This is a genomic window from Lachnospiraceae bacterium JLR.KK002 (genome assembly GCA_036941025.1).
GTDB lineage: Bacteria > Bacillota > Clostridia > Lachnospirales > Lachnospiraceae > Petralouisia.
On the sequence record JAYMNP010000001.1, the window covers coordinates 2,432,401 to 2,458,365 of the forward strand.

The 25,965-nt window shown below is 46.7% G+C and carries 25 protein-coding genes; 7 read left to right on the forward strand and 18 right to left on the reverse strand.

Annotation, left to right across the window (positions count from 1 at the left end; translation table 11 throughout):
* Window positions 1-10: 10 nt before the first annotated feature.
* The 6 genes from fsa to VSQ32_11745 all read right to left on the reverse strand — a co-directional run bounded on the left by fsa (window position 11) and on the right by VSQ32_11745 (window position 6,498).
* Window positions 11-664, reverse strand: coding sequence for a fructose-6-phosphate aldolase (fsa, locus tag VSQ32_11720; GenBank protein MEH2943510.1), 654 nt, complete (start codon window positions 662-664; stop codon window positions 11-13).
* A 2-nt stretch (window positions 665-666) separates the two neighbouring features.
* On the reverse strand, window positions 667-1,104 hold the full coding sequence (locus tag VSQ32_11725) for an RpiB/LacA/LacB family sugar-phosphate isomerase (GenBank protein ID MEH2943511.1): 438 nt from the start codon (window positions 1,102-1,104) through the stop codon (window positions 667-669).
* A gap of 93 nt (window positions 1,105-1,197) precedes the next feature.
* Window positions 1,198-1,992 carry an HAD-IIA family hydrolase gene (locus VSQ32_11730; protein MEH2943512.1) on the reverse strand — a complete coding sequence of 265 codons (795 nt, stop codon included), beginning with the start codon at window positions 1,990-1,992 and terminating at the stop codon, window positions 1,198-1,200.
* A 12-nt stretch (window positions 1,993-2,004) separates the two neighbouring features.
* Complete coding sequence (locus VSQ32_11735; protein MEH2943513.1) at window positions 2,005-3,183, reverse strand: sn-glycerol-1-phosphate dehydrogenase; 1,179 nt, start codon at window positions 3,181-3,183, stop codon at window positions 2,005-2,007.
* A gap of 218 nt (window positions 3,184-3,401) precedes the next feature.
* Complete coding sequence (locus VSQ32_11740) at window positions 3,402-5,072, reverse strand: ribulokinase (protein ID MEH2943514.1); 1,671 nt, start codon at window positions 5,070-5,072, stop codon at window positions 3,402-3,404.
* Between the two features lie 73 nt (window positions 5,073-5,145).
* A complete protein-coding gene (locus VSQ32_11745) occupies window positions 5,146-6,498 on the reverse strand; it encodes a sn-glycerol-1-phosphate dehydrogenase (protein MEH2943515.1) in 1,353 nt (450 codons plus the stop codon).
* A 262-nt stretch (window positions 6,499-6,760) separates the two neighbouring features.
* On the opposite strand from VSQ32_11745, the gene VSQ32_11750 reads away from it, so the two are divergent.
* Window positions 6,761-7,843, forward strand: a complete 1,083-nt coding sequence (locus VSQ32_11750) for a LacI family DNA-binding transcriptional regulator (protein MEH2943516.1) — start codon at window positions 6,761-6,763, stop codon at window positions 7,841-7,843.
* Window positions 7,844-7,938: 95 nt separating this feature from the next.
* Here the strand turns inward: VSQ32_11750 and VSQ32_11755 are convergent, their stop codons facing one another.
* The 10 genes from VSQ32_11755 to ispE form a co-directional block, all read right to left on the reverse strand.
* The gene (locus VSQ32_11755; GenBank protein ID MEH2943517.1) at window positions 7,939-9,660 is read right to left on the reverse strand and encodes an ABC transporter ATP-binding protein; all 1,722 of its coding nucleotides are present in this window, start codon (window positions 9,658-9,660) and stop codon (window positions 7,939-7,941) included.
* Window positions 9,661-9,730: 70 nt separating this feature from the next.
* Window positions 9,731-10,183, reverse strand: a complete 453-nt coding sequence (locus VSQ32_11760) for a DUF1934 domain-containing protein (protein MEH2943518.1) — start codon at window positions 10,181-10,183, stop codon at window positions 9,731-9,733.
* Between the two features lie 3 nt (window positions 10,184-10,186).
* Window positions 10,187-11,020 (reverse strand): glutamate racemase, encoded by an 834-nt coding sequence (gene murI, locus VSQ32_11765; protein ID MEH2943519.1) that lies wholly within the window; start codon window positions 11,018-11,020, stop codon window positions 10,187-10,189.
* A 118-nt stretch (window positions 11,021-11,138) separates the two neighbouring features.
* Window positions 11,139-11,756: a stage II sporulation protein R gene (gene spoIIR, locus VSQ32_11770; protein ID MEH2943520.1), complete on the reverse strand. Its 618-nt coding sequence runs from the start codon at window positions 11,754-11,756 to the stop codon at window positions 11,139-11,141.
* A 96-nt stretch (window positions 11,757-11,852) separates the two neighbouring features.
* Window positions 11,853-13,238 (reverse strand): hemerythrin domain-containing protein, encoded by a 1,386-nt coding sequence (locus VSQ32_11775; GenBank protein ID MEH2943521.1) that lies wholly within the window; start codon window positions 13,236-13,238, stop codon window positions 11,853-11,855.
* A 132-nt stretch (window positions 13,239-13,370) separates the two neighbouring features.
* Complete coding sequence (locus VSQ32_11780; protein MEH2943522.1) at window positions 13,371-14,522, reverse strand: Ger(x)C family spore germination C-terminal domain-containing protein; 1,152 nt, start codon at window positions 14,520-14,522, stop codon at window positions 13,371-13,373.
* Entirely contained in the window at window positions 14,516-15,631 is a 1,116-nt protein-coding gene (locus VSQ32_11785; GenBank protein MEH2943523.1) for a GerAB/ArcD/ProY family transporter, read from the reverse strand. The genes VSQ32_11780 and VSQ32_11785 overlap by 7 nt, the downstream gene beginning before the upstream one ends.
* A 24-nt stretch (window positions 15,632-15,655) precedes the next feature.
* The gene (locus tag VSQ32_11790) at window positions 15,656-17,155 is read right to left on the reverse strand and encodes a spore germination protein (GenBank protein MEH2943524.1); all 1,500 of its coding nucleotides are present in this window, start codon (window positions 17,153-17,155) and stop codon (window positions 15,656-15,658) included.
* Between the two features lie 308 nt (window positions 17,156-17,463).
* On the reverse strand, window positions 17,464-18,138 hold the full coding sequence (locus VSQ32_11795; GenBank protein ID MEH2943525.1) for a GntR family transcriptional regulator: 675 nt from the start codon (window positions 18,136-18,138) through the stop codon (window positions 17,464-17,466).
* A gap of 3 nt (window positions 18,139-18,141) precedes the next feature.
* Complete coding sequence (ispE, locus tag VSQ32_11800) at window positions 18,142-19,038, reverse strand: 4-(cytidine 5'-diphospho)-2-C-methyl-D-erythritol kinase (GenBank protein MEH2943526.1); 897 nt, start codon at window positions 19,036-19,038, stop codon at window positions 18,142-18,144.
* A 251-nt stretch (window positions 19,039-19,289) separates the two neighbouring features.
* Here ispE and phnD point away from each other — a divergent pair, with 251 nt between their 5' ends.
* The 4 genes from phnD (at window position 19,290) to VSQ32_11820 (ending at window position 23,327) form a co-directional block, all read left to right on the forward strand.
* Window positions 19,290-21,077: a phosphate/phosphite/phosphonate ABC transporter substrate-binding protein gene (gene phnD, locus VSQ32_11805; GenBank protein ID MEH2943527.1), complete on the forward strand. Its 1,788-nt coding sequence runs from the start codon at window positions 19,290-19,292 to the stop codon at window positions 21,075-21,077.
* A gap of 97 nt (window positions 21,078-21,174) precedes the next feature.
* Entirely contained in the window at window positions 21,175-21,789 is a 615-nt protein-coding gene (locus VSQ32_11810; GenBank protein ID MEH2943528.1) for a hypothetical protein, read from the forward strand.
* Window positions 21,790-22,005: 216 nt separating this feature from the next.
* Window positions 22,006-22,161, forward strand: coding sequence for a hypothetical protein (locus VSQ32_11815; protein MEH2943529.1), 156 nt, complete (start codon window positions 22,006-22,008; stop codon window positions 22,159-22,161).
* A 32-nt stretch (window positions 22,162-22,193) separates the two neighbouring features.
* On the forward strand, window positions 22,194-23,327 hold the full coding sequence (locus tag VSQ32_11820; GenBank protein ID MEH2943530.1) for a TrkA C-terminal domain-containing protein: 1,134 nt from the start codon (window positions 22,194-22,196) through the stop codon (window positions 23,325-23,327).
* Here VSQ32_11820 and VSQ32_11825 read toward each other — a convergent pair.
* Window positions 23,314-23,778 carry a DUF3021 domain-containing protein gene (locus VSQ32_11825; protein MEH2943531.1) on the reverse strand — a complete coding sequence of 155 codons (465 nt, stop codon included), beginning with the start codon at window positions 23,776-23,778 and terminating at the stop codon, window positions 23,314-23,316. The two genes, VSQ32_11820 and VSQ32_11825, sit on opposite strands and share 14 nt — an antisense overlap.
* Window positions 23,775-24,224 (reverse strand): LytTR family DNA-binding domain-containing protein, encoded by a 450-nt coding sequence (locus tag VSQ32_11830; GenBank protein ID MEH2943532.1) that lies wholly within the window; start codon window positions 24,222-24,224, stop codon window positions 23,775-23,777. Before VSQ32_11830 ends, VSQ32_11825 begins: the two co-directional genes overlap by 4 nt.
* A 172-nt stretch (window positions 24,225-24,396) precedes the next feature.
* On the opposite strand from VSQ32_11830, the gene VSQ32_11835 reads away from it, so the two are divergent.
* Together VSQ32_11835 and VSQ32_11840 are read left to right on the forward strand one after the other, a co-directional pair.
* On the forward strand, window positions 24,397-25,170 hold the full coding sequence (locus tag VSQ32_11835) for an ABC transporter ATP-binding protein (GenBank protein ID MEH2943533.1): 774 nt from the start codon (window positions 24,397-24,399) through the stop codon (window positions 25,168-25,170).
* On the forward strand, window positions 25,167-25,922 hold the full coding sequence (locus tag VSQ32_11840; protein MEH2943534.1) for an ABC transporter permease: 756 nt from the start codon (window positions 25,167-25,169) through the stop codon (window positions 25,920-25,922). The genes VSQ32_11835 and VSQ32_11840 overlap by 4 nt, the downstream gene beginning before the upstream one ends.
* Window positions 25,923-25,965 lie beyond the last annotated feature (43 nt).

Sequence of the window (25,965 nt, forward strand, 5' to 3'; positions counted from 1 at the left end):
TCCTGCACGCTTATGCCCCAAAAACAGCCCGGTAATCTTCCTGGAATTTTACTATTCCCGCATCTGTCAGAGGGTGTTTCGTCATGGTTTCGATTACTTTATAAGGAACGGTTGCAATATCTGCGCCGGCAAGGGCACAGTCCGTCACATGGATGGGGTTGCGCACACTGGCTGCAATAATCTGCGTCTCAATTCCCGCAATTTTAAAAATCTGCGCGATTTCCTGAATCAGATCCACGCCCCGGACATTGATGTCGTCCAGACGTCCCAGGAACGGAGATACATAAGTAGCTCCCGCTCTGGCTGCCAGGAGAGCCTGATTTGCATGGAATACCAGAGTCACATTTGTTTTGATTCCTTCGGCAGTCAGGGCTTTGCAGGCTTTCAGCCCTTCGGCGGTCATGGGAATTTTCACTACCATGTTGGGATGGATTTTTGCAATTTCCCGGCCTTCCGCAATCATGCCTTCCGCGTCCGTAGTGGTGGCTTTTACCTCTCCGCTGATGGGCCCGTCCACAATTCCCGCAATCTCTGCAATAACTTCTTTAAAATCCCGGCCTTCCTTTGCAATCAGGGAAGGATTGGTGGTAACGCCGCAAATCACTCCCATGTCATTGGCTTTTTTAATATCTTCCACATTGGCAGTATCAATAAAAAATCTCATGGTTACGCCCCCTTTTCAAAATCAACAATTCTCTGTACTTTGTCTCCGGATCTTCCGTTCTCATCAAAGGTACAGGACAGATATTCTTTTACCATCATTTTTGCAAGCTGGATACCTACCACCTGAGCTCCCATGGTAATAATATTGGCGTGGTTGGAAAGTTCCGCCCGCTGGGCCTGATACACATCATGAATGCAGGCTGCATATGCGCCTTTCACCTTGTTAGCCGCAATGGAAACCCCGATTCCTGTTCCGCATACCACAATTCCACGGTCGAATTCTTTTGCAGCTACCGCCTGGGCACATTTTATGGCTACGTTCGCGTAAATGGGATCTTCGCTTCCGAAATCTGTCACCTCATGGCCAAGCTCTTTTACATATTCCATCAGTTCCTCTTTAAATTCTGCGGCGTTTGGGTCGCAGCCGAATACTATTTTCATATTTTTTCCTCCATAAATGCTTCGCATTGCTTCCTTTCTGGAAATGCTTCGCATTTGCCTTCTTCCCTCAAAATGCTTCGCATTGCCTTCTTCCTACAAATAATTTTTCATTTCTCCCAGTGAATCATAGATACAGGTGGGCACTGTGCCCGATTCTTCTACCGTCTGCATGGTGGCTTCCCCGGTCAGCACCAAAAATCCTTTTGCCCCGTTGTTTACACCTGTAGCTACATCTGTATACAGGCGATCGCCTACAAAAGCAATTTCTTCTGTGTGATACCCCGTAATCTCCGTAATCATATCTACGGTTTCTTTCCAGGGTTTTCCCAGAAACCGGGGCTCAATTCCGGTGGATTCCGTAATCAGCCTGCACATGGCTCCGCAGTCCGGCATAAATCCATATTCCGTAGGACAGTTGGTATCCATGTGGGTGGCGATAAAGGGAACTCCATTGCGGACATAGTGACAGATTTTATCCAGCTTTTCATAAGTCAGCGTCGTGTCAAAGCTCTGTACCGCCACATCGGGATTTTCCTCCACAAGATGGATGCCCCGCTGCTGCCAGTTTTCTTCCAGAAGGGGCGTGCCATTCAGATATACGCTCGCTCCCGGATAATTTACTTCCAGAAATTCTGCGCAGACGTCTCCGGCTGTCACAATTTTATCTTCCGTCACATCCAGCCCCAGCTTATGGAGCTTTTCCACATATATGGAAGGTACCTTGGAAGCATTGTTGGTAAAGAAAATATAATCGCGGTCTTCCATCTTTTCCACAGCCCGGATAAATTCCAGAGAACCTTCAATCATCCGATCCCCCAGGTAAACCGTACCGTCCATATCCAGAACAAACAGTTTTACTCCTTTCAGAGCATCTTTTTTCTTCATCATAAGTCTGCCCTCTTATCCATAAATTTCTTTTGTAATCTTCTCTGCGATTTCTTCCAGACGTCCCTTTTCTTTCGCATACTGCAGGATGGAATAACGGGGACGTACTTTCCACCCTTCCAGAAGGCTCTGATGGAACAAATCGCGCTCAATGCCGATTTCCTTCGGGTCTGCCGGTGCGCCTCCTTTTCTCAGCAGTTCCTCAATCTCCTGATGAGACGGACAGAGCCGGGCAGTTCCTTCCGGCAGCATATCTTTCATTTCCTCGAAAAATCTTGCAATCACCGGTGTTGCAACCCCCACCTGAATGCCATGATGATTGGGATTCAGGCCTCTGGCAATAAAATCCATTTCCCAGAAATGGGACAGCATATGTTCCGCACCGGAAGCCGGCCTTGACATATTTACAAGGGCCATGGCCACTCCGGTCAGGGTCAGCGCCTCCAGCAACGCTCCCAGAGCTTCCGCATCTCTCGTCTTCAGTCCTGCCGCCTTTGAGAAGCATTTGTCCAGCGCCCGGTTTACCAGTTCCACGCAGGTATCGCAGCGGTAATCGTTGTTGGCTTTCACTGCCAGATCCCAGTCCACAATTGCAGTGATTTTTCCCACCACATCGCCGAATCCTGCCTGAATCAGATCATCGGGAGCAGTCTGTAAAATATCTGTGTCGCCAATCAGTCCGTAAGTCAGATGAGCGTCATAGGAATATTTATATCCGGCGGAAATCAGCGGCGCTCCGTCTGCCACGTATCCGTCCATGGAAGGCGCGGTAGCTACAATGATATAGGGCAGCCCGGTACGTGAAGTTACATATTTTACGGAATCATTGATGACACCGGACCCCACTGCAATCATCAGTTTCACATCCGGATCCTGTTCCTGCAGAATCCGCCCCACCACGGATTCATCGGGAATCAGAATATCATCGCCGGAATCAAACAACAGCTCTTTCAGATGGAATCCGTCATTTTTCAGAAGTTCCACCGCTTTCTGTCCTGCCACCTTATATGTATTCTGGTCAAAGACAACCAGAATTTTTTCATTTTTGAAAGGTGCTGCCACTTTCGGCAGTTCCTCTATGGCTCCTTTTCGGATGACCATATCATGGACGCTGAAATTGTGATGGCGGCCGCAGGAACAGTCAAATTCTGTCCGGGGCATTTCGTTAATGCTCATGTTTAAAATCTCGTTCATAGTCTACCTCCTCCTGGTACTGACCAGCGGCTTTCTTTTTTCTTTCTCTGGAAAGCCGGTAATCGGGTGTTTTGCATTTCATGGCCATATCATAGTTCCCCGCCCAGTTTTTGTCAATAGATTTTCCGCATATATATTTACATTATTTCACTTTTTATACTATTTTTATTTATTTTATCTTATTTATTTCATTTTATTTTTACATATGTAAATATATTTTATTTTTCTCTCTGTTCTTCGCGTATTCTGTTCAGACGCTTCATCACATCATTTGCGCCCTTTCCAAAATATTCGTGAAGTGTCACATATTCCATGTAAAGCCTGTCATAAACTGCTGCATTTTCCGGATTTGGCGTATAAACTTTTTCATGAAGTTTTCCGATTTTCCGGGCTATATCACTGGCGTTTTTATATCCGGTCACTTCTTCTCCTGCCGCTGCAATGCCAAGAATGGCTGCTCCCAGAGCACTGGCCTGGGTGCTTGCAGAAACCCTGATACTGCGTTTGCAGATGTCAGAATACACCTGAACCAGCATACTGTTTTTCACCGGTATTCCGCCGCTTAACACAACGGAATCCACCTTTACCCCTGCTTTTTCAAAGGATTCTATAATCATTCTGGTTCCGTAAGCTGTGGCTTCTATTAAGGCCAGATAGATTTCTTCCGGTTTTGTCAGAAGATTCATGCCCATAATCAGCCCGTTCAGGTTAAAATCCATCAATGGAGAGCGAACCCCGTTAAACCAGTCAAGGGCCACCAGCCCGCTCTGACCGGCCTTATATCCTTCCAGTTTCTGTGTTAATAACTGATGAACGGAAATTCCTTTATCTCTTGCTTCCAGCCAGTAGCTTTCCGGCACGCAGTTATCCACAAACCAGGCAAAATGATCTCCAACGCAGCACTGGCCTGCTTCATATCCAAAATATCCGGGCATAATTCCGTCTTTTACCAGACCGCCGACTCCCTCAATACCCGCTTCTATCTCGGAAAGCATCATATGGCAGGAGGAGGTTCCCACAATAATCATCATTTCACCCGTTTTTCCGATTCCGCATCCGGGCAGCGAGGCATGGGCGTCAATAATGCCGGTGCCCACAGGGGTTCCTTCCAGCAGCCCCATCCGTTCTGCCATGGACGGACAGAGATATCCCGCTGTTTCTCCAATGGATTTGACAGGGGCATTCATTTTTTCTTCCACAAAATTTTCCATGGCCGGATCCAGCGCCCGAAAAAATTCTCTGGTGGGATATCCGGTATCATGGCGGTAAAAGGCCTTATATCCCGCGCCGCAGGCGCTTCTGGTTTCCACCCCGGTCATTTTCCAGATCACCCAGTCCAGGGCCTCCATCATTCCGTCAGCCTGTTTGTATACTTCCGGCGCATTGCGCAGGGTCTCAAGGACTTTGGGAATCATCCACTCGCTGGAAACCTTTCCGCCGTATAAATCAATCCACTTTTCACCGCGTTCTTTAATCACCTGGTCGATGAACTGTGCCTCCTGTTCTGCCCCGTGATGTTTCCACAGTTTGACATATGCATGAGGCTCATTCTTAAATTCTTCCAGCTGACACATGGGGGTCATGTCGCTTTTCACCGACATAACCGTAGAAGAAGTAAAATCAACGCCGATGCCCACCACTTCCTCCGGAAAAATTTCTTTCTGGGAAACAACAGATTTCACCGTTGCAATCAGTCCGTCCAGATAATCCTGCGGGTCCTGCAGGGCCCACCCCGGCGCCAGTGCGGCTCCCGACGGAATCCGTTCTTCCATCACCCCGTGAGGATACTCATACACGCTGCTGGCAACTTCTTCCCCTGTGTTGATATCCACCAGCAGAGATCTGACTGACAATGTTCCATAATCCACTCCAATTGCATATTTACCCATAATTCTTCTCCTTTTGTATGTATTCTTATCACCATTCAGAATCCTGCCGGAGCCTGACAGACCTGTCCGGGACTCAGCAGCTCTTCTGAAAATATGTTTCCATATCATCTGCGTATTGTTCCAGCAGCCCCAGATCCCACAGAATCTGCAGGATTGTGAAACGGTTCCGCACTTCTTTGGCAAGGATAATCCCGTCTTTTACCTGTTTCATGGAAATTCCAATCTGCTGGGGGGTAACAGGCGCGCCAGGTTCTTCCAGCATCTGTCTCATTTCTTCCGAGTCAGGAAGTTCTTCCGAAATCAGCGAAACCAGCTCCGGCCACACTTCTTCCAGCCGTTCCAGACGCTTCAGACGTTTCCTCTGGCTGTTTTTCCCGCATTCTTCTTCCAGTGCAAGGATTCCCTCTGCAGCGTCCTTATAACATTCACATACTTTTGCTTTCCAGGCATCTTTGTCAAATTCCAGCTCTTTCAGAGCGGAAAAGTCCACCTTTTCCTGTGCCAGCCTGCGGTACATGTTCAGTACCGTCAGAAGGCCGACCCCAACCTTGATTCCGTGCAGGACCGGCTTCTTTCCTTCCATCTGGAACTGCATTTCCCAGTAATGTGAAAGATGGTGCTCACTGCCGGAAGCCGGACGGGAATTGCCCACAAAGCTCATGGCCACTCCGGTAAGGACCAGTGCTTCTGTGATTGCTTTTACGGCCTCCGGATTTCTGTCTTTGATCCGGCTGCTCTGTTCTGCCACAACTGTCACCGCCTGCCTTACCATATCCGCAATTTTTTCACAGTAATATTCCCCTTCAATCAGATGAGCCATTTTCCAGTCCATCAGGCAGGTGTATTTTCCAAGGATATCTCCAAGCCCTGCCACAATCATTTCCATGGGCGCCTGTGAAAGCACTTCCGTATCTCCGATAATGGCCACCGGCACATGGGCGTCATAAGTTGTCTTCACATGGTTTGTAATCAACGCCGCCCCCACGGAAGCAAAGCCGTCCATGGAAGGAGCTGTTGCACAGACCATATAGTCCACTCCAACCTGGAAGCTGATAAATTTACAGAGGTCATTCAAAGTCCCTGAACCCACAGCAAGTATCAGGTCTGTTTTTCCTGGAAACGCTGTTATTACCGTTCCTGCCGCCTTTTCATCCGGAACCAGTTCTTTTTCCTGAATAACCAGGTACTTATGGTCAATCCCCCTGCTGCAAAGCAGCTCTTCCACTGCTTTTCCGGCTGCCTCCCAGGTATTCACATCACATACCATGAAGACATGTGCGTAGCCCATTTCCTGAATAAGGCCCGGAAGCCTCTTAAGGGCTCCTTTCTCAATATCAATTTTTTTCAGCATCGTTCTGTGTTCATGGCCGCAGCTGCATGCCATGGGTTTTCCAAGATACTGCTCTAACTGAATGGATTGTGTCATTTCTCTTTCCTCCTGTAACATTTTCAGTACGTCAAACTGACTTGTCTGTTGTTGTTTTGTATTATATATAAAAAATTCTTACCGTCAACATGCACAAAAACCCTTGATTACTAATCATTTTTATTATATAATTAAACAAAATTTTGATTAACAGGGAAGTGTTTCCATTTTATCCAAAATAAGGACTTTTGATTAGTAATCAGAGCGAACAGCATACGGAAGACAGATTTTGATTAATTTTTCAAGAGAAAGAGGCCAGGATATGTCTGAGAAAAAGAAACCAACCACAAGAGATATTGCAAAAGCATGTTTTGTGTCCCAGTCCGCTGTTTCCATGATTTTAAGCGGACGCACCGACGTGCATTTTTCCCAGGAAACCATTCAGGCAGTCAGGCAGGCTGCCGATGATATGGGATATGTTTACAAGCCCAGAAAAAAAAGAAGTCTGATCAATTCTGATAATGTGATTATGGTGTTCTGCCCTTCTCTTTCCACCCAGTATTACACCACGCTGGTTCAGTCCATCACTGCTGCAGCGGAAAAGAAGGGAATGTACGTTCTCACAGCCTGTACTGACCGGGTGAAAGAGCGGGAAGAACATTATCTTCACATGGCAGCAGACTGCAGATATTATGGAGTCATTTATACCTTTGCACCAAGGGCTGTCTCTCTGCTGAACCGGATATACAAAGAGATTCCCATGGTTCTGATTAATGATTACAATCCCAGCCTGAAGCTGGAGCTGCTGGAACTTGACAGCCTGAAATCCGGCCAGCTGATTGCCCGTCATCTCCGTGAACTCGGACACAAACATATTGCCTATGTATCCACCCCGCTGAACGCACTGGAAATTCCCCGGCTGCGCCGGCTGGAGGGAATCCGGAGCGTATGGAGACAGGAAGAACTTGGAATCTCCTGCATTGAGGTGCTGGATTCCAGAAAAAAGGAGCAGGATCCGGGAGAAAATGAACATTACCGTACCGGATACGAACTGACACTGGAATATATCAGATCCTCCCCGGCAGACCCGGTAACGGTGTTTGTGGGCACCAATGATCTGGTTGCCATAGGAATTATGGATGCTTTAACGGGACTTGGATACCGGATTCCCAGAGATTTTTCCGTGTGCGGTTTTGACAATACACTGGTTTCCGCTTTTTCCGGAATTTCGCTGACTACCATTGAACATTCCATTGTGGAAAAAGGTTTTTATGCAGTGGCCATGCTTGAGAACCAGAAAGAACTGATCAAAGAAGGGCAGCACAAATCTGCTCCGAAACTGCGTGTGGAATATGAACCCCGGCTGATTATCCGGGATTCCACAGGAAAGGCGCCGGAGCGTTGAAGAGAAAACTTTCCTATTAGAACAAAAAAGACTCCCTGAACCGTACCGCAATACGGTTCAGGGAGTCTTCTTTCGTCAACGTGGACAAAGGTTATTCATCCATTGGTCACATGATATAATGAATAAAAATATTCTTTCTTTTCCAGTAATTCATAAAAACCGCCCCGTTCACATACACTACCATGATGTAATACGATTATTTCATCATACTGTTCCAGTAAAACATCATCCAGCCGATGGGTAACCACCACACGAGTCAGTCCGTCTAATTTCAGAATAGCGTCCGTAATGGCATATGCCGTCTGGCTGTCCAGAGAGGCTGTGGCTTCATCCAGCAGCAATACCGGCGTACCCCGCAGCAAACACCGGGCAATGGACACCCGTTGCCGTTCACCGCCGGAAAGCCCCGATCCATTCTCACCGCAGAGATAATCTCCGCCCCGCTCTGCAACCAGTTCAGACAAACCGGAACGTTGAATGGCCATGTCTGTTTCTTCTTCCGGGAATTCACGAAACATGGTGATATTACGGAGGATGGTATCGTTAAACAGAAAAACATTCTGGTCAATCAGGCTGATCACATCATAAAGGCTGTTGGCATCTACTTCCCGTAATTCCTTTCCATCCACAAAAATATGACCGGAATAATCATCACAGGCTCCCATCAGAAGATTAAGCAGGGTACTCTTGCCGCTTCCAGAAGGTCCCACCAGAGCGTATTTTTTCCCGGCTTCCAACCTGATATTTATATGCTCCAATACAGGCTGGTCCGGCTCATAACCAAACGTAACATCCTCAATAGAAATTGCCTCTTTCAGCATCGGTTCCACTCTGTCTCCGGCAGATTCTGCATTTTCCCTGGTAATTTCAGCCAACTTCTCAATAAGGGCTCCGGCCCCTTTGCGGCTGGCCTGGTATTGGGGAACAATATTGACAGGCATTATAATATAATTGCAGAGATTGAAAAAAATAAGTACCGTTCCTGCTGTAATATCCCCCCGAACAGCCAGAAACGCTCCTGCCAGGAAAATACCGAACTGTAAAATATTTGCACATAAGTCCTGGCTCACTGCTGCCAGCAGACATTCCCACCAATAACGCCGGAATTTTTTCTCCTCCACTCTGCGGCTGACATCGCTGAATATCTGCCGGGCTTCCTGCTCTGCCTTAAAGCTCTTGATAACAGAAAATCCTGCAAGCAAATCCTGAAGCTGAGAAACAAATTTTTCACTTTCGTCACTTACATCCTTTTCCCTGGCCGCCATCTCTTTTCCCATAAAAACAGAAGCTGTCATCGGCAAAAAAGCCAGAAACAGTGTTGCAAGGGTCAGGATAGGACTATACCAGAACATCATACCCAGGGTTCCGATAAAAACCAGGATATAATGCAGCATCAGAAAGGACTTCCTGAGGTAATTCTCTTCCACAGAACTGACGTCATTCGTCAGCAGGGAAATATAACTGCCCGTATTTTCTCTGGTAAAAGCGCTGATATTCTTTTCTGAAAGATTCTGAAACGCCAGGTTCTTGTACTGAATCAGAGCTTTATATATGAATCTGCTTTTTGCCCGATACATGGCCGCACTTACCAGGAACATCACCGTAACAAAACCAATACTGAAAATCAGAACTTCCTTTAACTGCTGCAAATCCCCGGAAGCAATAACGTCTATTACTCTGCCTAACAGCCAGGAACCCACCAGACTTGCCGGAAAATTCAAAATCACCAATACCAGGGCCAAAATGAACTGTCCTCTGTTTTTGTAATAAAAAGCATGAAAATATGATTTCACATAGTTATTTTTACTGTCTTTCATAACTCCTCCTACTTCTGCAATATTCTGTCCTTCCATGAAATGAATATTGGCTGTTTCGGAATTTTCTCTCTCAGGCCAGGGTAAAATTCCCCGACTCTCTGGACTTGATATTCATGGTGATGGAACAGTCTGCCAGATGTTCATAATTCACCTCCAGATTGTATTTCACCCGCACATCAATATTATCCTCCGTTTCTGCAATATCCACACTTTTGGCGTCAATACCAATTAAAATACTTCCGAACGGGGTATTGTAGTAGGAGATATTTTTCTTGTTTTTTTCAAAAATCATATGTACATTGGAAATGCCTTTTTTGGTGATATCCAGATAATCATCGGTGAGTTTGATGACATTCCTGGTATTTCCGTCAAATCCTTCCATAACCTCATCATACAGGATGTAGTGCTTTCCGTTTTTCTTGTAGTAATCGCCGGCGGTAATCACTTCTACCGGTTCCGCATCATCTTCGTCTTTGACTGCAAACTGCAGTCCGCTGATTGATAATAACACATCTTTTGTCATAAGTTACTCCTCAATATGTATTAACTGCGCTTCTTTGATTTCACAGGGCAGAATGGAACTGGCAAAACTCCTGAATTTCTCTGCGGCATCACTGACATAAAACTGGTACCGCACAGCAGGCGCCTGTCCCTTTCCGTCATTGGCAAGGTGATGCTGCCAGAGCAGACGCTTCAGGCCCTGAGCAGTTTCATAAGCCGGATTTACCAGATTGACCCCTTCCCCCATAATATCCCGGATCGTGGAACGAAGCAGCGGATAATGGGTACATCCCAGAATCAGCGTGTCAATATCTGATTCCTGAAAAGAGGCCAGATACCGTTTTGCCACCTCAATGGTAACGGAATCCTTCAGCCAGCCCTCCTCCACCAGCGGTACAAACAGCGGACATGCCTTGCCCAGTACCACCGCATCCGGATTATGTCTGTGTATCATTTCTGTATAAATCTGGCTTCCCACCGTTCCTTCCGTTCCGATTACGCCGATTCTGCCGTTCCCGGTGGATTCTGCAGCCACTTTTGCCCCCGGTTTCACCACACCGATCACAGGCATTTTCACTTCCGGCCGAATTTCCTCCAGGGCAAAGGCACTGGCTGTATTGCAGGCAACCACAATGGCTTTCACACCCATGGTTTCCAGAAACCGGATAATCTGCCTGGAATAACGGATAATGGTTTCTTTTGACTTGCTTCCATAGGGTACGCGGGCCGTATCCCCAAAATAAATGATATGTTCCATGGGAAGCTGGCGCATAATTTCTCTGGCCACCGTCAGCCCTCCCACCCCGGAATCGAACACGCCTACGGGAGCATATTTCTTATCTTCAAAGGATTGATTCATTTTACTCTCTCCATAAAACAGGTCATACACATGTATATTACCTGTTTTGCATGGAAAATGCAAGAGGAGGTGAAAATTTTCAGGATTTTACCATGTCATCCGGCCAGGGCCCTGCAGCTTACTCAAACTTCTCTCTCAGCCACTCCAGCAGGGCAGATTTCACCTTATAATTTTTGTGTTCCATCAGACTTTTATATTCTTCCTGAGTCAGCACCTGCTCCAGCGACTTTTTTGCTTCTTCATCCACCACTTCATAGGTGCTGTTGAAAAAACAGAGATTCGGGTACATGACACACCACCAGTTCTGTCCTTTTCCCTCTCCGATTACCACTTCCAGCGCCTCATATTTTCCTGCCGGAAAGGTATAATTTCCATAGGTTTTTTCCGGAAAATCCACCACTGCCAGTTCAGCCCTGACAGGATAATCATAGCCTTCCTCACTGATTACCCGCTCTGCTTCTTTTTCAATTCCAAACAGATGATCTGTTATAATCCGGCGGCTTTTTTCAATATCAGACACACCGGAAAGCACCGGCTGCATACTGGCTCCTATGGCGTCCCGCACCTTTAATTTCAGTTCCTGGTCCAGAGGGGCGTCACTGTTTGCCCGCACATGGAACCGGATGATTTTTCCTGCAATTTCCTCTGTCATACTGTGATTTTTATATTGATGATACCCGCAAAGCAGCAGCAGAACTGCTGCCAGAATAATTCCTGTCCTGGTGATTTTTTTCATGTCAGATACTCTCCTTAACCAAAATAGTTTTGCCGGCTAAGGAAAGTATTGACAGAAATTTCCGGTCTATTCCATTAAGCAATGTAATTTTTGCCGTCAGTCATGTTTTTTTTGTTTTTTGCCTGAACACCTCTTTTCAAAAAAACGGTCAACTTCTTTTTTTACTGCTTCTGCCGGCAGAGTTTTCAGCAGATAACCCTCCGGCTTCAGGGCTATGACTTTCCGCACACTTTCCTGGTCTACCATGTTTGTGAGAAAAATCACCGGCGTATCTCTGAATTCTTTCTCCGAACGGATCATTTCCAGAACCTGTCTTCCGTTGCAGACAGGCATCTCATAATCCAGAAGAACCAGATCCGGCCTGCCCAGGGTAATGGACCTGATTGCGGACATGCCGGATTTTGCTGTGATTATTTCATAATCATTATCCAGCAGGCTCTGCATGGCCCTGAGCATAAGTTCCGAATCATCTACCAGAAGGATCTTCTTTTTCCGGCTTACGGTTGCCTTTTCTTTTCTGGCCTGACTTAAATATTTCTCCACCTCAGCCATGGCATTCTCCGTAATAATGGCAGCTCCGCCCTCACTCTGTATGGCATCCGATGCAGTCACGCAGCAGGCAAAATATCCCGCCCCTGTATCAAACAGCAGGCTGAACCGGGGGCTCTGTTTCTCGTAAATTCTGTGAAACTGCTCATAGGTCAGAAGCTGTTCTTCTTTTATTTCAAACTGCTCTGATAAGGGAAAATGCCTGATCACCCGCTCCACAAGCTGTCTCGCCACATATCTCGCCACGTTCATCAGCATAACGCTTACCGCTTCTGCCTTTAAATCCATAACGCTGCCGATGGTGCTGACAATTACCTGTTCTTCAAAAATCAGGAAGAATTCCAGTTCCTTTTTTTCTTCCGTGCTGTATATCAGACGATAGTAAATGCCGTCTCCGAATTTCTCCCCTCCATAGCAATTGCTGACCAGCCGGGAATCAAGCTGAAACATGCTGTACAAAAGACCGGCAATTGTCTGTCCCATTACAGTCTGTTCTTCTTCCGGCAGAAGATTTTCCCACTGTTTCACCGTTTCCCCGCTCACAATCATCTGATCTTCAACCAAAGTATGTCCGACCAGCCATCCTGCGCATACGCCGAGAAAATGACTGACGGAACTTTCCGAATAACCTGTCTGCTCCAGTTCCCGCTCAAGGGCAGGAAGGGTTCGATCGCGGAAATTTTTGTGAATACGTCTGTGGGTTGCCAGTCCGGCATAATCAACGGAGTCCATATACTCCTCTTCATCCGCAAAATGCTGAATGGCATGATCTTTAAAATATTTTACGGCTTCCTGGCAGACCCAGTGGCTTTTTTCCTCCTGCCGTCCAAAGTCAAATAATTTATTCAAAATGTGGAACAGTTTTTCATGTTCTCTGTCAATCAGCTCTATTCCAATATTATACCTTTCATTCCATACTAATTTATTTCCCATAGGCCTTTCCCCTTTTCTGTTCTGAATCACTGCTTTTAAAATGGTATCAGTAACCATTTCTTTATTTTATTCCAGCACAGAAAAAAGTCCCCTTTTTCTTACGTCTTTTTCCCCTTTTCCAGGAAATTTTCTTTATTCCCGGTTCAGCAGGGAAATGTCCACCTGAAACACCTGCCGCACCTGCCTGTTATAGGTGTCCGGAAAATCTCTGTACATTTTATAGAGTTCCCTGTTCTGGGACCCAAGGGAAATATAACTGTTGGTCATGTCGATACCGTATTCCTGCCTCAGCCTTTCTGCCGTTTCCGTAAGCTCCGCTGTCAGCTGCTTTTCTGTTTTCCGTTCTAACTGGTACTGCTCCGAGACAGAATTAATCTGACCGCCTTTGATTCTGCCCCGGCCTGAAACAGATACGGTGACCACCGGAGTCTCTCCTTCCAGCTCTATGGTTTTGTGTACCCGGATATCGGAAATTTCCATCACCGCATTTCGGGAAATCTCACAGGTAAATTTATTCAGAAGATTCTGGCTCAGACAGGCTTCCATGGCCTCCTCCACCGAAATCGTCCCTTCATAATGAAAATTCGACACCGCCCCGTATGCTGTGATTACAGGACGGTTCCCCTGTTCCGTCAGCACCGGAATCAGCAGCAGCTCGTTCTGATTGTGCCACTGGTTCATGAGATTTCCCACTGTGGCAATTTTATTCTGTTTAAAATCCTTCTGGCTTTCCAGCATTTCCTCCAGATAAGTTCCCATGGATCCTTCCGTTTCCGCCGTAAGGCTCAGAATCTCTGCCGCAGAACTGCTGCCAATCAGCAGGCTGGTATTTCTGGCGGAGGCTTCCCGCTGTTCCCAGGCCATCAGAAGAGCCCGAAGCTGCACCGTATCCGAAAAAATATTTTCTCCTAACACCACTGCTTTCATATGGTTATAGTCCAGTACCCGGTTGGTGTTATTTTCATAGGATTTCTCCACATGGTAAATATCCGTCCCTTCCAGAGACAGGCCCATGGCAGTCTCCACAGTCCTGCCCTTCTCGGAAATCTGCGCCAGATCCGGAAAATCAAAGCTCACCACCAGATTCCGCGGTTCCTCAGCCTTTCCCTGAAACACCTCCTGAACCTGATCTTCCTCCGGTTCTGCCGGTTCCTCATTTTCTTCCTGCAAATCAATTCCCACAGCCAGGGGAAAACTCCGATGCTCCAGCTCTGTGGCGGAACATCCTGTCCAGCCGGCTGTCATAACCAGAAAAAGTGCCAGTACCAGACCTTTTTTCAGCATGATTCTTTCTCCTCCTTTTTACTTTCCCAATGTGTTCTGAGATGATGAACCAGTAAAAGTATCAGTAAAATCGCCACCATGCCGGGCAGTACAATCCATTTCTGATAAATTTCATATACTTCTATCAGAAAGGGCTGCTGAAAAAATCCGATTCCGATAAAAAATGCCAGGGGCAGAGAAATACACATGCTGTACCGGTTTCCGGATTCATGGAACAGTTCCTTCAAAATCAGAGTGCTTTGAAACACCCCTGTATGGAGCAGGGCAAACAATGCAAAAAACCACACGGTGGTCATCATCACATCCTGTCTGGTGAAAAATCCTCCTGGCAGATTTACCATACTCATCAATGTAATAACCGGGCGCTTCAGCACGCCCATGGTATTCTGTCCAAACACCCCCAGCAGAATCAGATAAATCAGTCCGTTCATCAGGGTAACAGCAATAAGAGCTCTTTTTCCGACGGCTGCAAGTTTCTCTTCCTGTCTGCAGAAAGGCTTTAAAAACAAAAGGGCTGTCAGAGGCAGCAGAAAAATACCGCTGGCAATGGTCCCACGAAGAAAATCTTCCCCGCCGGAATAAAAGACAGGAGCCCAGTAATCTGTCCGAACCTCCCGAAATGCCAGAATCAGCATGACCAGCAGAGGAATCCCCAGAAACCAGAAAATAATTTCATAAACTCTGGCTCTGCCTTCAATGCCGCGAACGGTTCCATAAGCCGCAAGGGCCAGCAGCAGCAGATTCACCCAGAATTCCGAACCTTCCGGCAGCAGCCATACCAGTACCAGCAAAGAAGTCTGATACAGCACAAATCCGCAGAGAGTGATAAAATACAGAAAATAGAAAACCATAAAAATATCTCCCACCAGTTCTCCTGCGGTATCTTTCATATAGCTGTAGTAATTTTCTTTTACATACTGCAGGTTTTTCCCCATCAGCCAGAGCAGTACAAGCCCTCCTGCCATTCCCAGAATCAGGCAGATCAGACCGTCCGCCCCGGTCATGGAAGCAAGAATTCCCGGAAGCATCAGGCTGCTCATTCCGAAAATATCCAGAATCAGAAGCCGTCTTACCTGACGTAATGATATTTTCCGATTATCTGCAAACATAGAACATAACCTCCTTGTGAATCCTCACTGTTTTTTTTCTTCCTGTTTCAGCTTCAGTCTGGTACGGGCCCCGTCTCTGGTGTAGATGGGCCTCTTTTTCAGAAAATCCAGGGGCAGACGCAGAAAGGTATCCCGTTCGTCCCGGTATCCGTTCAAATCTGCTCCCACAAAAGGCGCCAGATAGGGAATGCCAAAGCTCTCCAGATGAGACAGATGTATCAGCACGTACAGTATTCCTGCCAGAAAACCGAAAAATCCCAGATACCCGCACAGAAATATAAACAGAAATTTCAGGATACGGAATGCAGTGGCAAATTCCTCATTGGGTACTGCGAAGGAACAAAGGGCTGTCAATGCCACCACAATTACCACAATAGGGCTTACTATATTGGCGTCCACCGCAGCCTGTCCGATAATCAGGCCTCCCACAATCCCTATGGTATTTCCATTTGCCCCCGGAAGCCGGACTCCTGCTTCCCGCAGCAGCTCAAAGGCCAGTTCCATCAGCAGAATTTCCACCACTGCCGGAAAAGGAACTCCCTGTCTTGCCGCCGCCAGTGACAGCAGCAGATCCGTAGGCAGAATCTGGGTGTGGAAATTGGTCATGGCCAGATACAGTCCCGGAAACGTCATGGCCAGAAAGGAAGCCAGATAACGAAGCATTCTTGTAAAAGAAGCAATTTCCCAGCGGCTGTAATAATCATCGCTGGTCTGGATAAAGGTATTATAGGTGGCCGGAAGAATCAGAGCTACCGGGGAATTATCTGACAGCAGTACAATTCTCCCCTCCAGTATGGCCATGGCCGCCCGGTCCGGCCGCTGGGTGGTCTGAAACTGCGGAAAGGGGGAATACTTTCTCTTTTCTGTAAGCTGTTCAATAATCCCGCTGTCCAGGGCCCCGTCTATTTCAAATTCCCCCAGACGCTTTTCCACTTCTTCCAACATACCGGGGTAAATCAGATCTTTCATATATACCAGGTCCACGTTGGTGTGAGTGCGTTTTCCCGCAAAACTCTCTTTTACCTTTACATGGGGACTGCGGAGACGTTTTCGGATCAGAGCCGTATTCAGCTTGACGGATTCTGAAAATCCCTCATTGGAACCTCGAATTACCTTCTCAGACTCCGTTTCATATACGCCTCTGCCAGGATACCCTTTATCCGGAATCTTCAGAGCTTTTCCATACCCTTCCAGGAAAAACAGAGCGTCTCCCGTCAGCATGCCCTGAGCTGCATCCTCAATGGTTTCAAATGGATCCGAATCAGAAATATCCTGCACATTCTGTTTTACATAAGAGACAAGTTCCTCCTCCGGCAGCTCCCGCAGTGTGGCAAGAATTTTGCCCACCGCCGAATCTTTCCAGTCAACGCTGCTGACCGACACCTCAATATAGGCAATATAACACTCCTTTTCCAGCTTCTGCCCTACTTTTATTTTTCGTTTTTTAATATCTGCACAATCAGAAAAAAGCGTCTCAAAATTCCGGATATTTTCCTGTAAATCCGGGGTAATCTCCATTGGCATAATCATCCTCCTTCTAAGAACAAAGCGGGCAAACCCACTTCAACTCCCTGCCCCTCAATCCTGAGGGGCGCTGGACATCCTGTGGATGTCCGTTTAGCGCGGACCGAAGCGGAGCGTAGACTTGCACACTTTGTCGCGCCAAGCACACTTGCGAAGCAATATATACCTCTTGTGCGAGTGCGCATCATTGTTTTTCTCTTACAGGGAATCGCCGCTTTGCGGCTGCTTTCCTGTAAGAGAAAAAGGATAAGCATGACTGCTTACCCTTTTCTTACCATTCCTGTATATCGTTTCCCGAATTTTCCTTTTTATTCCTGTTCCTGAATAATATTTTTCACCACCAGTTCCTGGTTCATCACATGATAGCTTACAATTTCCACTACCGTTTCCTTATCCTTGCGTCTCAGACCCTCATAAATCTTCTTATGTTCCTCAATCAGTCTGGGATAAACCGCATCGTTTTTCAGATACTCTACCCGGTAGCGGTACATCTGCTCCCGCAGATTATTGAGCATGTTCACCAGCTTGGGATTATCTGCCGCCTGATAGATGGTATCATGGAATTCCACGTCTGCCTGGGCAATTTTTTTCACATCCCGGCTCCTTGTACTTTCCTCAAAATTCTTAAGAGCTGCACGAAGCTGTTCCAGCGATTCCTCCGTCATGTTATCACAGGCCAGTCCTACCGCCAGCTCATCCAGAGCCTTTCGAATCTGCAGAACATCCTCCATATCTTTTTCTGTCATTCTGGCAACCTCCGCCCCTTTTCTGGGCATGGTCACCGCCAGCCCTTCCAGTTCCAGCATACGAATGGCCTCCCGTATGGGCGTGCGGCTGACCCCAAGCCTGGAGGCAAGCTGCAGTTCCATCAGCCGCTCCCCCGGCTTCAGTTCCCCCTTGAGAATGGCTTCCCGCAACGTCTGAAATACCACATCCCGCAGGGGAAGATATGCATTCATATTTAATTCCAGCCTGTCCGTCATTTTCTACTCCTCTTTTCCTGCAGACTCCGTTCGAAACGTATTATAAATTTCTGTCAGATACACCTGTTTTGCCAGCGTCCCCTGCCGCAGTCCCTGACAGGTCTGCTCCGCCTTCTCCTTATCTTCAAACAGTCCGAACACTGTGGGTCCGCTCCCGCTCATCATGGCGCTGAGGGCTCCGCCGGCCATCATTTCTTCCTTGATTTGCTCAATTACCGGATACCGGGGAATGGTAACGCTTTCCAGCACATTTCCCATATGGGCGGCCACCTGATGCAAATCCCCCTTCTTCAGGCCTTTTATCAGCATATCAATATCAGGGTGCACCGTATCCTTCTCCAGTTTCAGATTCTCATATACAAATTTTGTGGACACACTGACGGGAGGCCTTGCAATCACCACCTGGCACTCCGGCATGGGCGGCAGTGCGGAAAGCTGCTCCCCGATTCCCTCCGCCAGAGCGGTTCCCCGCATAATACAATAGGGCACATCCGCGCCGATTCGAACCCCCAGCTTCATCAGTTCTTCTCTGGAAAGCTGCAGATGAAACATCCGGTTCATTCCATATAGTACCGCCGCCGCGTCGGAACTGCCTCCTGCCATGCCGGCGGCTACCGGAATAAACTTCTGGAGGCTGATGACCATCCCGCCCTCCAGTCCAAATTCATCCTGCAGAAGTTTTGCAGCCTGACAGACCAGATTGTTCTCATTGTCCGGCAGATAATACAGATTTGTCTTTACCTGAATCCCCGGCTTTTCCCTCCTGCGCAGTATAAGCCTGTCATACAGCCGAATGGTCTGCATAACCATCCTTACCTCATGATATCCGTCCTCCCGGCGCCTGAGTACGTCCAGCCCCAGATTCACCTTTGCCAGAGCTTTTAATCTTAATTCCTTCATATGGTTTCTCCTGTATTTTGTATACATACTGTCTGTTATAAGTTAAACATTTTTCACTGGAAAAGTCAATATTTTCCGAAAAATGACAACTTTTTTGTCACATTTTGACACATTTTTTTATGTGTTGTCTTGCATAATAATTTTCTTCCTGCTATACTTAATCTGGTATCTGTATGCGCCGCAGCAGGCCGCGTACATTACTGAACTGACACAGGTTACCATACCACACTTTTAGGAAGGGACTGAGACATTTGTTCAAGAATTTTTTAGCAAAATCCCAGCAGCCGGAGCCCGTAATTAATGAACAGCCCAAAGCTGAGTCATCCCCAACCGAACTCTCCGTCGCAGAACATGAGCGGATTATTACCGAAATCGGTGATATGATGGAGACCCTTGGATTTGATACGGAACATCTGCTCTGGATTGCCAAACAAAATAAAGAAGCATTTTCCACCCTTGTACACCATAATCAGAAGATTGCCGATTCCTCTGCCGAAAACCTGGAACAGGCCACTTTCGTGGAAGAAAAGATTCAGCAGGTCAACCAGAACAGTGAGACCATGAATGAACATATCCGGCTGGTGGAAGAAAAAGCAGATGTTATCTTGAAAAACATCACTGAAAAAAATGAAACCATTAAAGAAACCTATCACATGCTTCACGATTTGAATGAAACCCTGCGGATTACCCAGGAGACCAATCTGAAACTGCTGGAATCCTCCCGGAACATTCACAAAATTGTGGAATACATCAAGAATATCTCAGAGGAAACCACCCTGCTTTCTTTAAATGCTTCCATTACCGCGGCCCATGCGGGAGAAGCGGGCAAAGCATTCGCCATTGTAGCCGGAGAAGTGGGTAAACTTTCCGATGAAACGGATTCTTTTATCAATGAAATTGAAGAAATTGTAAAAGAACTGGAAGAAAATATTCAGAGCAGCCATGAATCCACCAAACACTCCGAGGATTCCATTCAGAAACTGAACGGATTTGTGGAAAGCACCGTAAGTATCCTCACCGGGACCCATGACTCTCTGACAGATATCAAACGCAATATGGGCAATCTGACAGCTGTTTCACAGACTAATGTGGAAGTATCCTCAGACGTAACAGATGCTTTGGGCAAACTGACAGACACCATTTCCACCTCTGCCAACCAGTCTCATGAATCCATAGCACTGATTGCCCAGCATCAGAAAAAAACAGATACCCTGCTGTCCTGCTGTGACAACATCAGTTCCATGTGTGAAAATCTTCAGTACAGCATGTGTTCCATCAAAAATGAAAATGAAATTGTAATCGGTATCAATCCCTTTACTTCTCCCAATGATATCAAGAACATGTATCAGCCGGTACTGGCCCGTATCTTTGAATCTCTGGGACTGAAAGTAAAAATTATTATCGTAAAGGATTACCTTTCTCTGGGCGACCAGATTCAGAAGGGTACCATGGACGGAGGCTGGTTCTCACCTTTTGCCTATATCACTGCGGCTGAGATGACCCCGCTGATTCCCATTGCCACTCCGTTAATCAACGGCAAAGATTATTATAATGGCTATATTATTACCAGAAATGATTCCGGTATTGAGACTCTGGAGGATTTACCCGGCAGAACCTTTGCCTACGTGGATAAAAACAGCGCTTCCGGTTATCTGTATGCCAGACACAGCATCAAAGAAGCTGGTCTTGACCCGGAAAACATTTTTTCAGCCGTTTCCTTTGCAGGCAGCCATGACCAGGTAATCCAGGGCGTTCTGAACGGTGAATTTGATGCGGGAGCCACCTACAACGAAGCCTATGAGAAAATGCAGAAGTCCGGAACCGACATGTCCGGCATTAATATTATTTCCACCACGGGAAATATCCAGAAGGACGCCATCGCTTTCAGTAAAAATATGAATCCGGAACGGATTGAGCTTTTGAAAAAAGCATTTACCAGCTTTACGGACTTCTCCGGCATTACCACTCCGGTTACCGGTTTTGTGGAAGCAAAAGACAGCAATTATGACCTGATCCGTCAGGTACAAAATGCAAAATAATCGGATAAAGTGTTAATTTTTTCCTCTGGGTTCCGATATAATTGATAAGAAGTAAAAGTTATGGATAACCATTTATATACCAGGGAGGGACAATACTATGAGCGTAAACAGTGTGAATAATGTAAACAGCAGTGCTGCGGCATATACCGCACCTGTTCAGCAGAATACCACCAAAGCTGCTGAGAATACCGAATCTTCCAAAAATACTGCCGCTGATAAGGGCGTGGTATATGAGAAGAACAATGATACCAAAACACCTGCTAAAAACAGCATTTACTCCAAAGACGAAATCATCGCACGGATGAAGAGAGATACCGAGACCAGAACTGCACAGCTCAGGAGTCTGGTAGAGAAGATGATGACCAGCCAGGGAACCAAAATCGGCCAGGCTGATGATATGTGGAAATTCCTTGCCAGCGGTAAATATACCGTAAGCGCTGATGTAAAGGCTCAGGCTCAGGCTGACATCGCAGAGGACGGATACTGGGGCGTAGAGCAGACTTCCGAACGTATTGTGGAATTTGCAAAGGCTCTGACCGGCGGAGATACTTCCAAAATCGAAGAAATGAAAGCAGCTTTTGAAAAAGGTTTCAAAGCTGCTACCGGAGCATGGGGCTCCAAACTGCCTGATATTTCCCAGAGAACTTACGATGCAGTTATGGATAAATTCGATGACTGGGCAGGCAAAAAAGCAGAGGATGTAGAGGAATAATTCTTTCTGCTGAATTTATGATATGACTTTTATCAATTATTATGGAACGCTGTAAGTGTCTGTTTATTGGCATTTCCGGCGTTTCTTTTTTTATCCTGTCGCACCAGGCTTCTTTGTTCTTTTAACAAAATTTTCACAGTATTTCTTTTTCGAGTATGCTATAATAAGAGTATATGTTTTAAATTCTTCAATTCATCACAGAAAGGACGAATATTTATGGCGATTATGCTTCTTTTGTGCTGCGCCGTCATCCTCTCCTGTATCATCGCAAACCGCTTTTCCAGTAAATTCGGTATGCCTGCACTGCTGTGCTTCATGGCCCTGGGTATGATATTCGGCTCTGATTTTCCATTCTCCGCTCCAAAAATCTGAACCTGAGAGACTCCACCGCCCCGCTGCTGGAAATTGAAAGCGGAAGTAATGACCCCATAGCCTATATGCTTACCATGATTGCCCTGGCCATGATTACCGGCGATACGGGCACTTCTATTCCGGTTATGATGTTTGCACAGATTACGTTCGGAGCGGTAATCGGAATTTTCAATGCATATGTGGGAATTGCAGTCCTCCAGAAAGGGGACATTGTTTCCGAAGGGATGGATACTGTTTTCGTAATTGCCCTGGCACTGCTGTCCTATGCCTTTCCCACCGTAATCGGCGGAAACGGTTACTTAAGCGTATACCTGACCGGAATTATTCTTGGGAACAGCCACATCAGCAATAAAATCACGCTGGTACACTTTTTTGACGGGATTACCGGTCTGGCCCAGATACTGATTTTCTTCCTGCTGGGACTTCTTGCATTCCCTCACCGGCTGCCGGGAATTTTTCTTCCTTCCCTGGCCATTGCCCTGTTCCTTACCCTGGCTGCCCGGCCTGCGGCTGTGTTCCTGCTGCTGCTCCCGTTCCGCCCCTCTCTGAGGCAATGTATCCTGATTTCCTGGTCGGGGCTGCGAGGGGCTGCTTCCATCGTGTTCGCCATTATGGTCATTGCCAGCGGCGTAAGCCTGGAGCATGACCTGTTCCACATTGTATTTTTCATTTCCATGCTTTCTGTGGCCATTCAGGGCTCTCTCCTTCCTCTGGCCGCCCGCAGACTGGATATGGTGGACAATACTTCCGACATCCGCAAAACCTTCAACGACTATCAGGATGATTCGGAGCTGACTCTGATGCAAATGTACATACCAGAAGGGCATAACTGGGAAAACCGCCTGGTTGGGGAAGTGAGCTTTCCCACCGGCTCCCTTGCTCTGATGATAAAACGGGAAAACGAAACTCTGATTCCCCGCGGCAACACACGGATTCATGCGGAAGACACCCTGATTTTAAGCGTACCGGCCTACCACAGCGAAAATGACGGCAAACTGAAAGAAATCCAGATTACCCTCACCCATCCCTGGTGCGGAAAATGCATTGCGGAACTGGAGCTGCCGGAACATCTTCTGATTGCCCTGATTAAACGGAGAGATGAAAATCTGATTCCCCAGGGAAGTACCCGCATTTACACCGGAGACAGGGTTGTCATTTATAAGTAGCAGAATGATTCTGTTCCAGTTCTTTCAGTCTCTGATTGATTTTCCTGGCTTCTTTTCGGTTAAACAGATAGAAGCAGGCCCAGATTGCCATGAAAATACCGCAGGAAAATAAAAACTGCAGTACCGTATGGAGGACCCTGTCCGGATGAAAGGGAATCCAGCCCAAAGTAACCGCCACAGGGTAAAACACCCCCATTCCCACACAAAAATGTATGACTGTTTTCCAGAAAACAGAGGGTCGTTCGAACTGATAGACCACTGCTGTTCCGCCGCAGGCAATGCCGATTATCATGGCACCGGCGGACTGCCTTGCAAAATCTTTACATATCATCATCCATATGCCTTCTCCGTCCCATAAAAAGCAAAACAGACACATCATCACAAAGAAGGTACAGCCCAGAGAAATTCCGGACAATATATATTTTATCACCAGTTTTACCGTATATTTCATTGCAGTCCCAGCCTTTCTTTGAAACTTTTGCGAAAACTTCTGGAAATATAATCTGTGACGCCGTTTTTCATAACCAGCTCCATGGTCCCGTTAAACCCTGCTTCCACATGGTTAATCTGATTGATATTGGCAATGGCCGATTTTGAAATACGCACAAAACGGACATCAAGCATGTTTTCCAGTTCATACAGAGGTTTATCCAGCACATATCTGTTTTTAATTTTATCATAACAGACAATTTCCCGGCCTTCCGTTCGTATCAATGAGATATCTTCCGGCCTGATAAAGTAAGTTTTCCTGTCTTTTGCTGCAATCAGAGCGGGAGAGTCCGTATGTTCTTTTTCCAGCATGGAAATAATTTTCCCGATTGTTTCAGTCATTCTATTGATATAAAGAACCGCACAGGGCTCTTTATACTCTTTACTGATTTTACATTCAACTTTCATAGATGCGGCTCCTTTCCTGATTATTATACCACAGGGGAACCTTTGCTGCCTGCATTTCAGACATGAAATTCTACCGCTTGCACATCGCGGGCTGCCGCTCCCGCCCCACCTGTTGTTTCTGTTCCCTCTCCGTTATAAAATGGCAGTAACATAAAAACAGGGAGGAATTACTATGACACAGGAACTGGTACAGGTGGAACGTCTGAATCTCACATACAAAAAGTTACATGCCCTTCAGGATATTTCCTTCTCCGTAAAATCCGGAGAGATTGTGGCCGTCATCGGACAAAACGGCTCCGGAAAGACTTCTGCGATGGAATGCATAGAGGGCCTGCGAAAACCGGACAGCGGACTGATTCGGGTGTTCGGAAAAGATCCCTGGCTCTGCCGCAGGGAGATATATAAGGAAATGGGCGTCCAGCTTCAGGAATCGGAATATCCTCTGAAAATCAGAACAGAGGAACTATGCCGGCTGTTTGCTTCTTTTTATGACAGGCCCGCTGACTGGAATTTACTGCTGACCCAGATGGGACTGAATGAAAAAAGAAAGCACCCGGTTCACAAACTGTCCGGCGGAGAGAGACAGCGGCTGTCCATCATCCTTTCCCTTATGGGACGTCCAAAACTTCTGGTGCTGGATGAATTAACTACAGGTCTTGACCCGGAGGTAAGGCAGAATATGTGGCTCAGCTTTGAAAATATCAGAAAAAGCGGCGTAGCTGTTCTTATGGTGTCCCATTATCTGGACGAGGTAGAAGCCCTTGCAGATAAAATCCTCTTTCTGGAAAAAGGAAAACAGCAGTTCTTCGGAACCCAGGGAGAATTCCGGGAATATGTGAAAAGGCGCCTTCCCCGGCATGAATGGGAAGAACCTGTCTCTCTGGAAAAACTTTATTTTATGATTGCACCGAAAACAACCGGTCTGACTATGGAGGGGATATTATGAAAGTATTTACCGTAATATGCAAAACAGAATTAAAATTGTTTCTGAGGGATTTTTTCAGCTTTTTCTTCGCTCTTGTGTTTCCTGTATTAATGCTTCTTCTGTTCGGAGGAATTTATGGAAACGCCCCTGTCTATGAGGGAACGGACACCGGCATGATGGACATCTCCGTACCGGCTTATGCTGTCATGGTAACAGGAGTTACCGGTCTGATGTCTCTGCCTCTGACCTTATCCGGTTACAGAGAGAAAAAAATCTACAAAAGATTTGACGCTACCCCCGCGGGAAAGAAAAGTATCATATCCGCACAGATATTCATCAGTTTTCTCATGACGCTGGCAGGGATTGCCATCCTGACAGCCGCCGGAATACTGCTTTATCAGATACAGATAAAAGGCAGTTTTCTCTCTGTTCTGACAGGGCTGCTGTTTTCCATAGCGGCCATGTTTTCCATGGGATTTCTTTTTACTGCTATTGGGTGGGACTTAAAAAGCACATCCCTGCTCTGTTATCTCTGCTATTTTATTATGTTGTTCCTGTCCGGTGCAACCATGCCGGATTTTATGTTCCCCGACACCATTAAAAAAATCTCTTCCTTTCTGCCCATGACGTATGCCGTTGATTTAATGCAGGGAGTTTTTGCCGGAGATAATCTCAGTCTGCACGGAAAGGAACTGAGCATTTTGGGAGCTGTTGCGGTAATATGCACGGCAATTGGAGCTGCTTTATACAGAAGAAGAGACTGGACAAAATAGCCAGTCTCTTCCACTCTCTGAATCCCTCAATAATGGGGCGCTC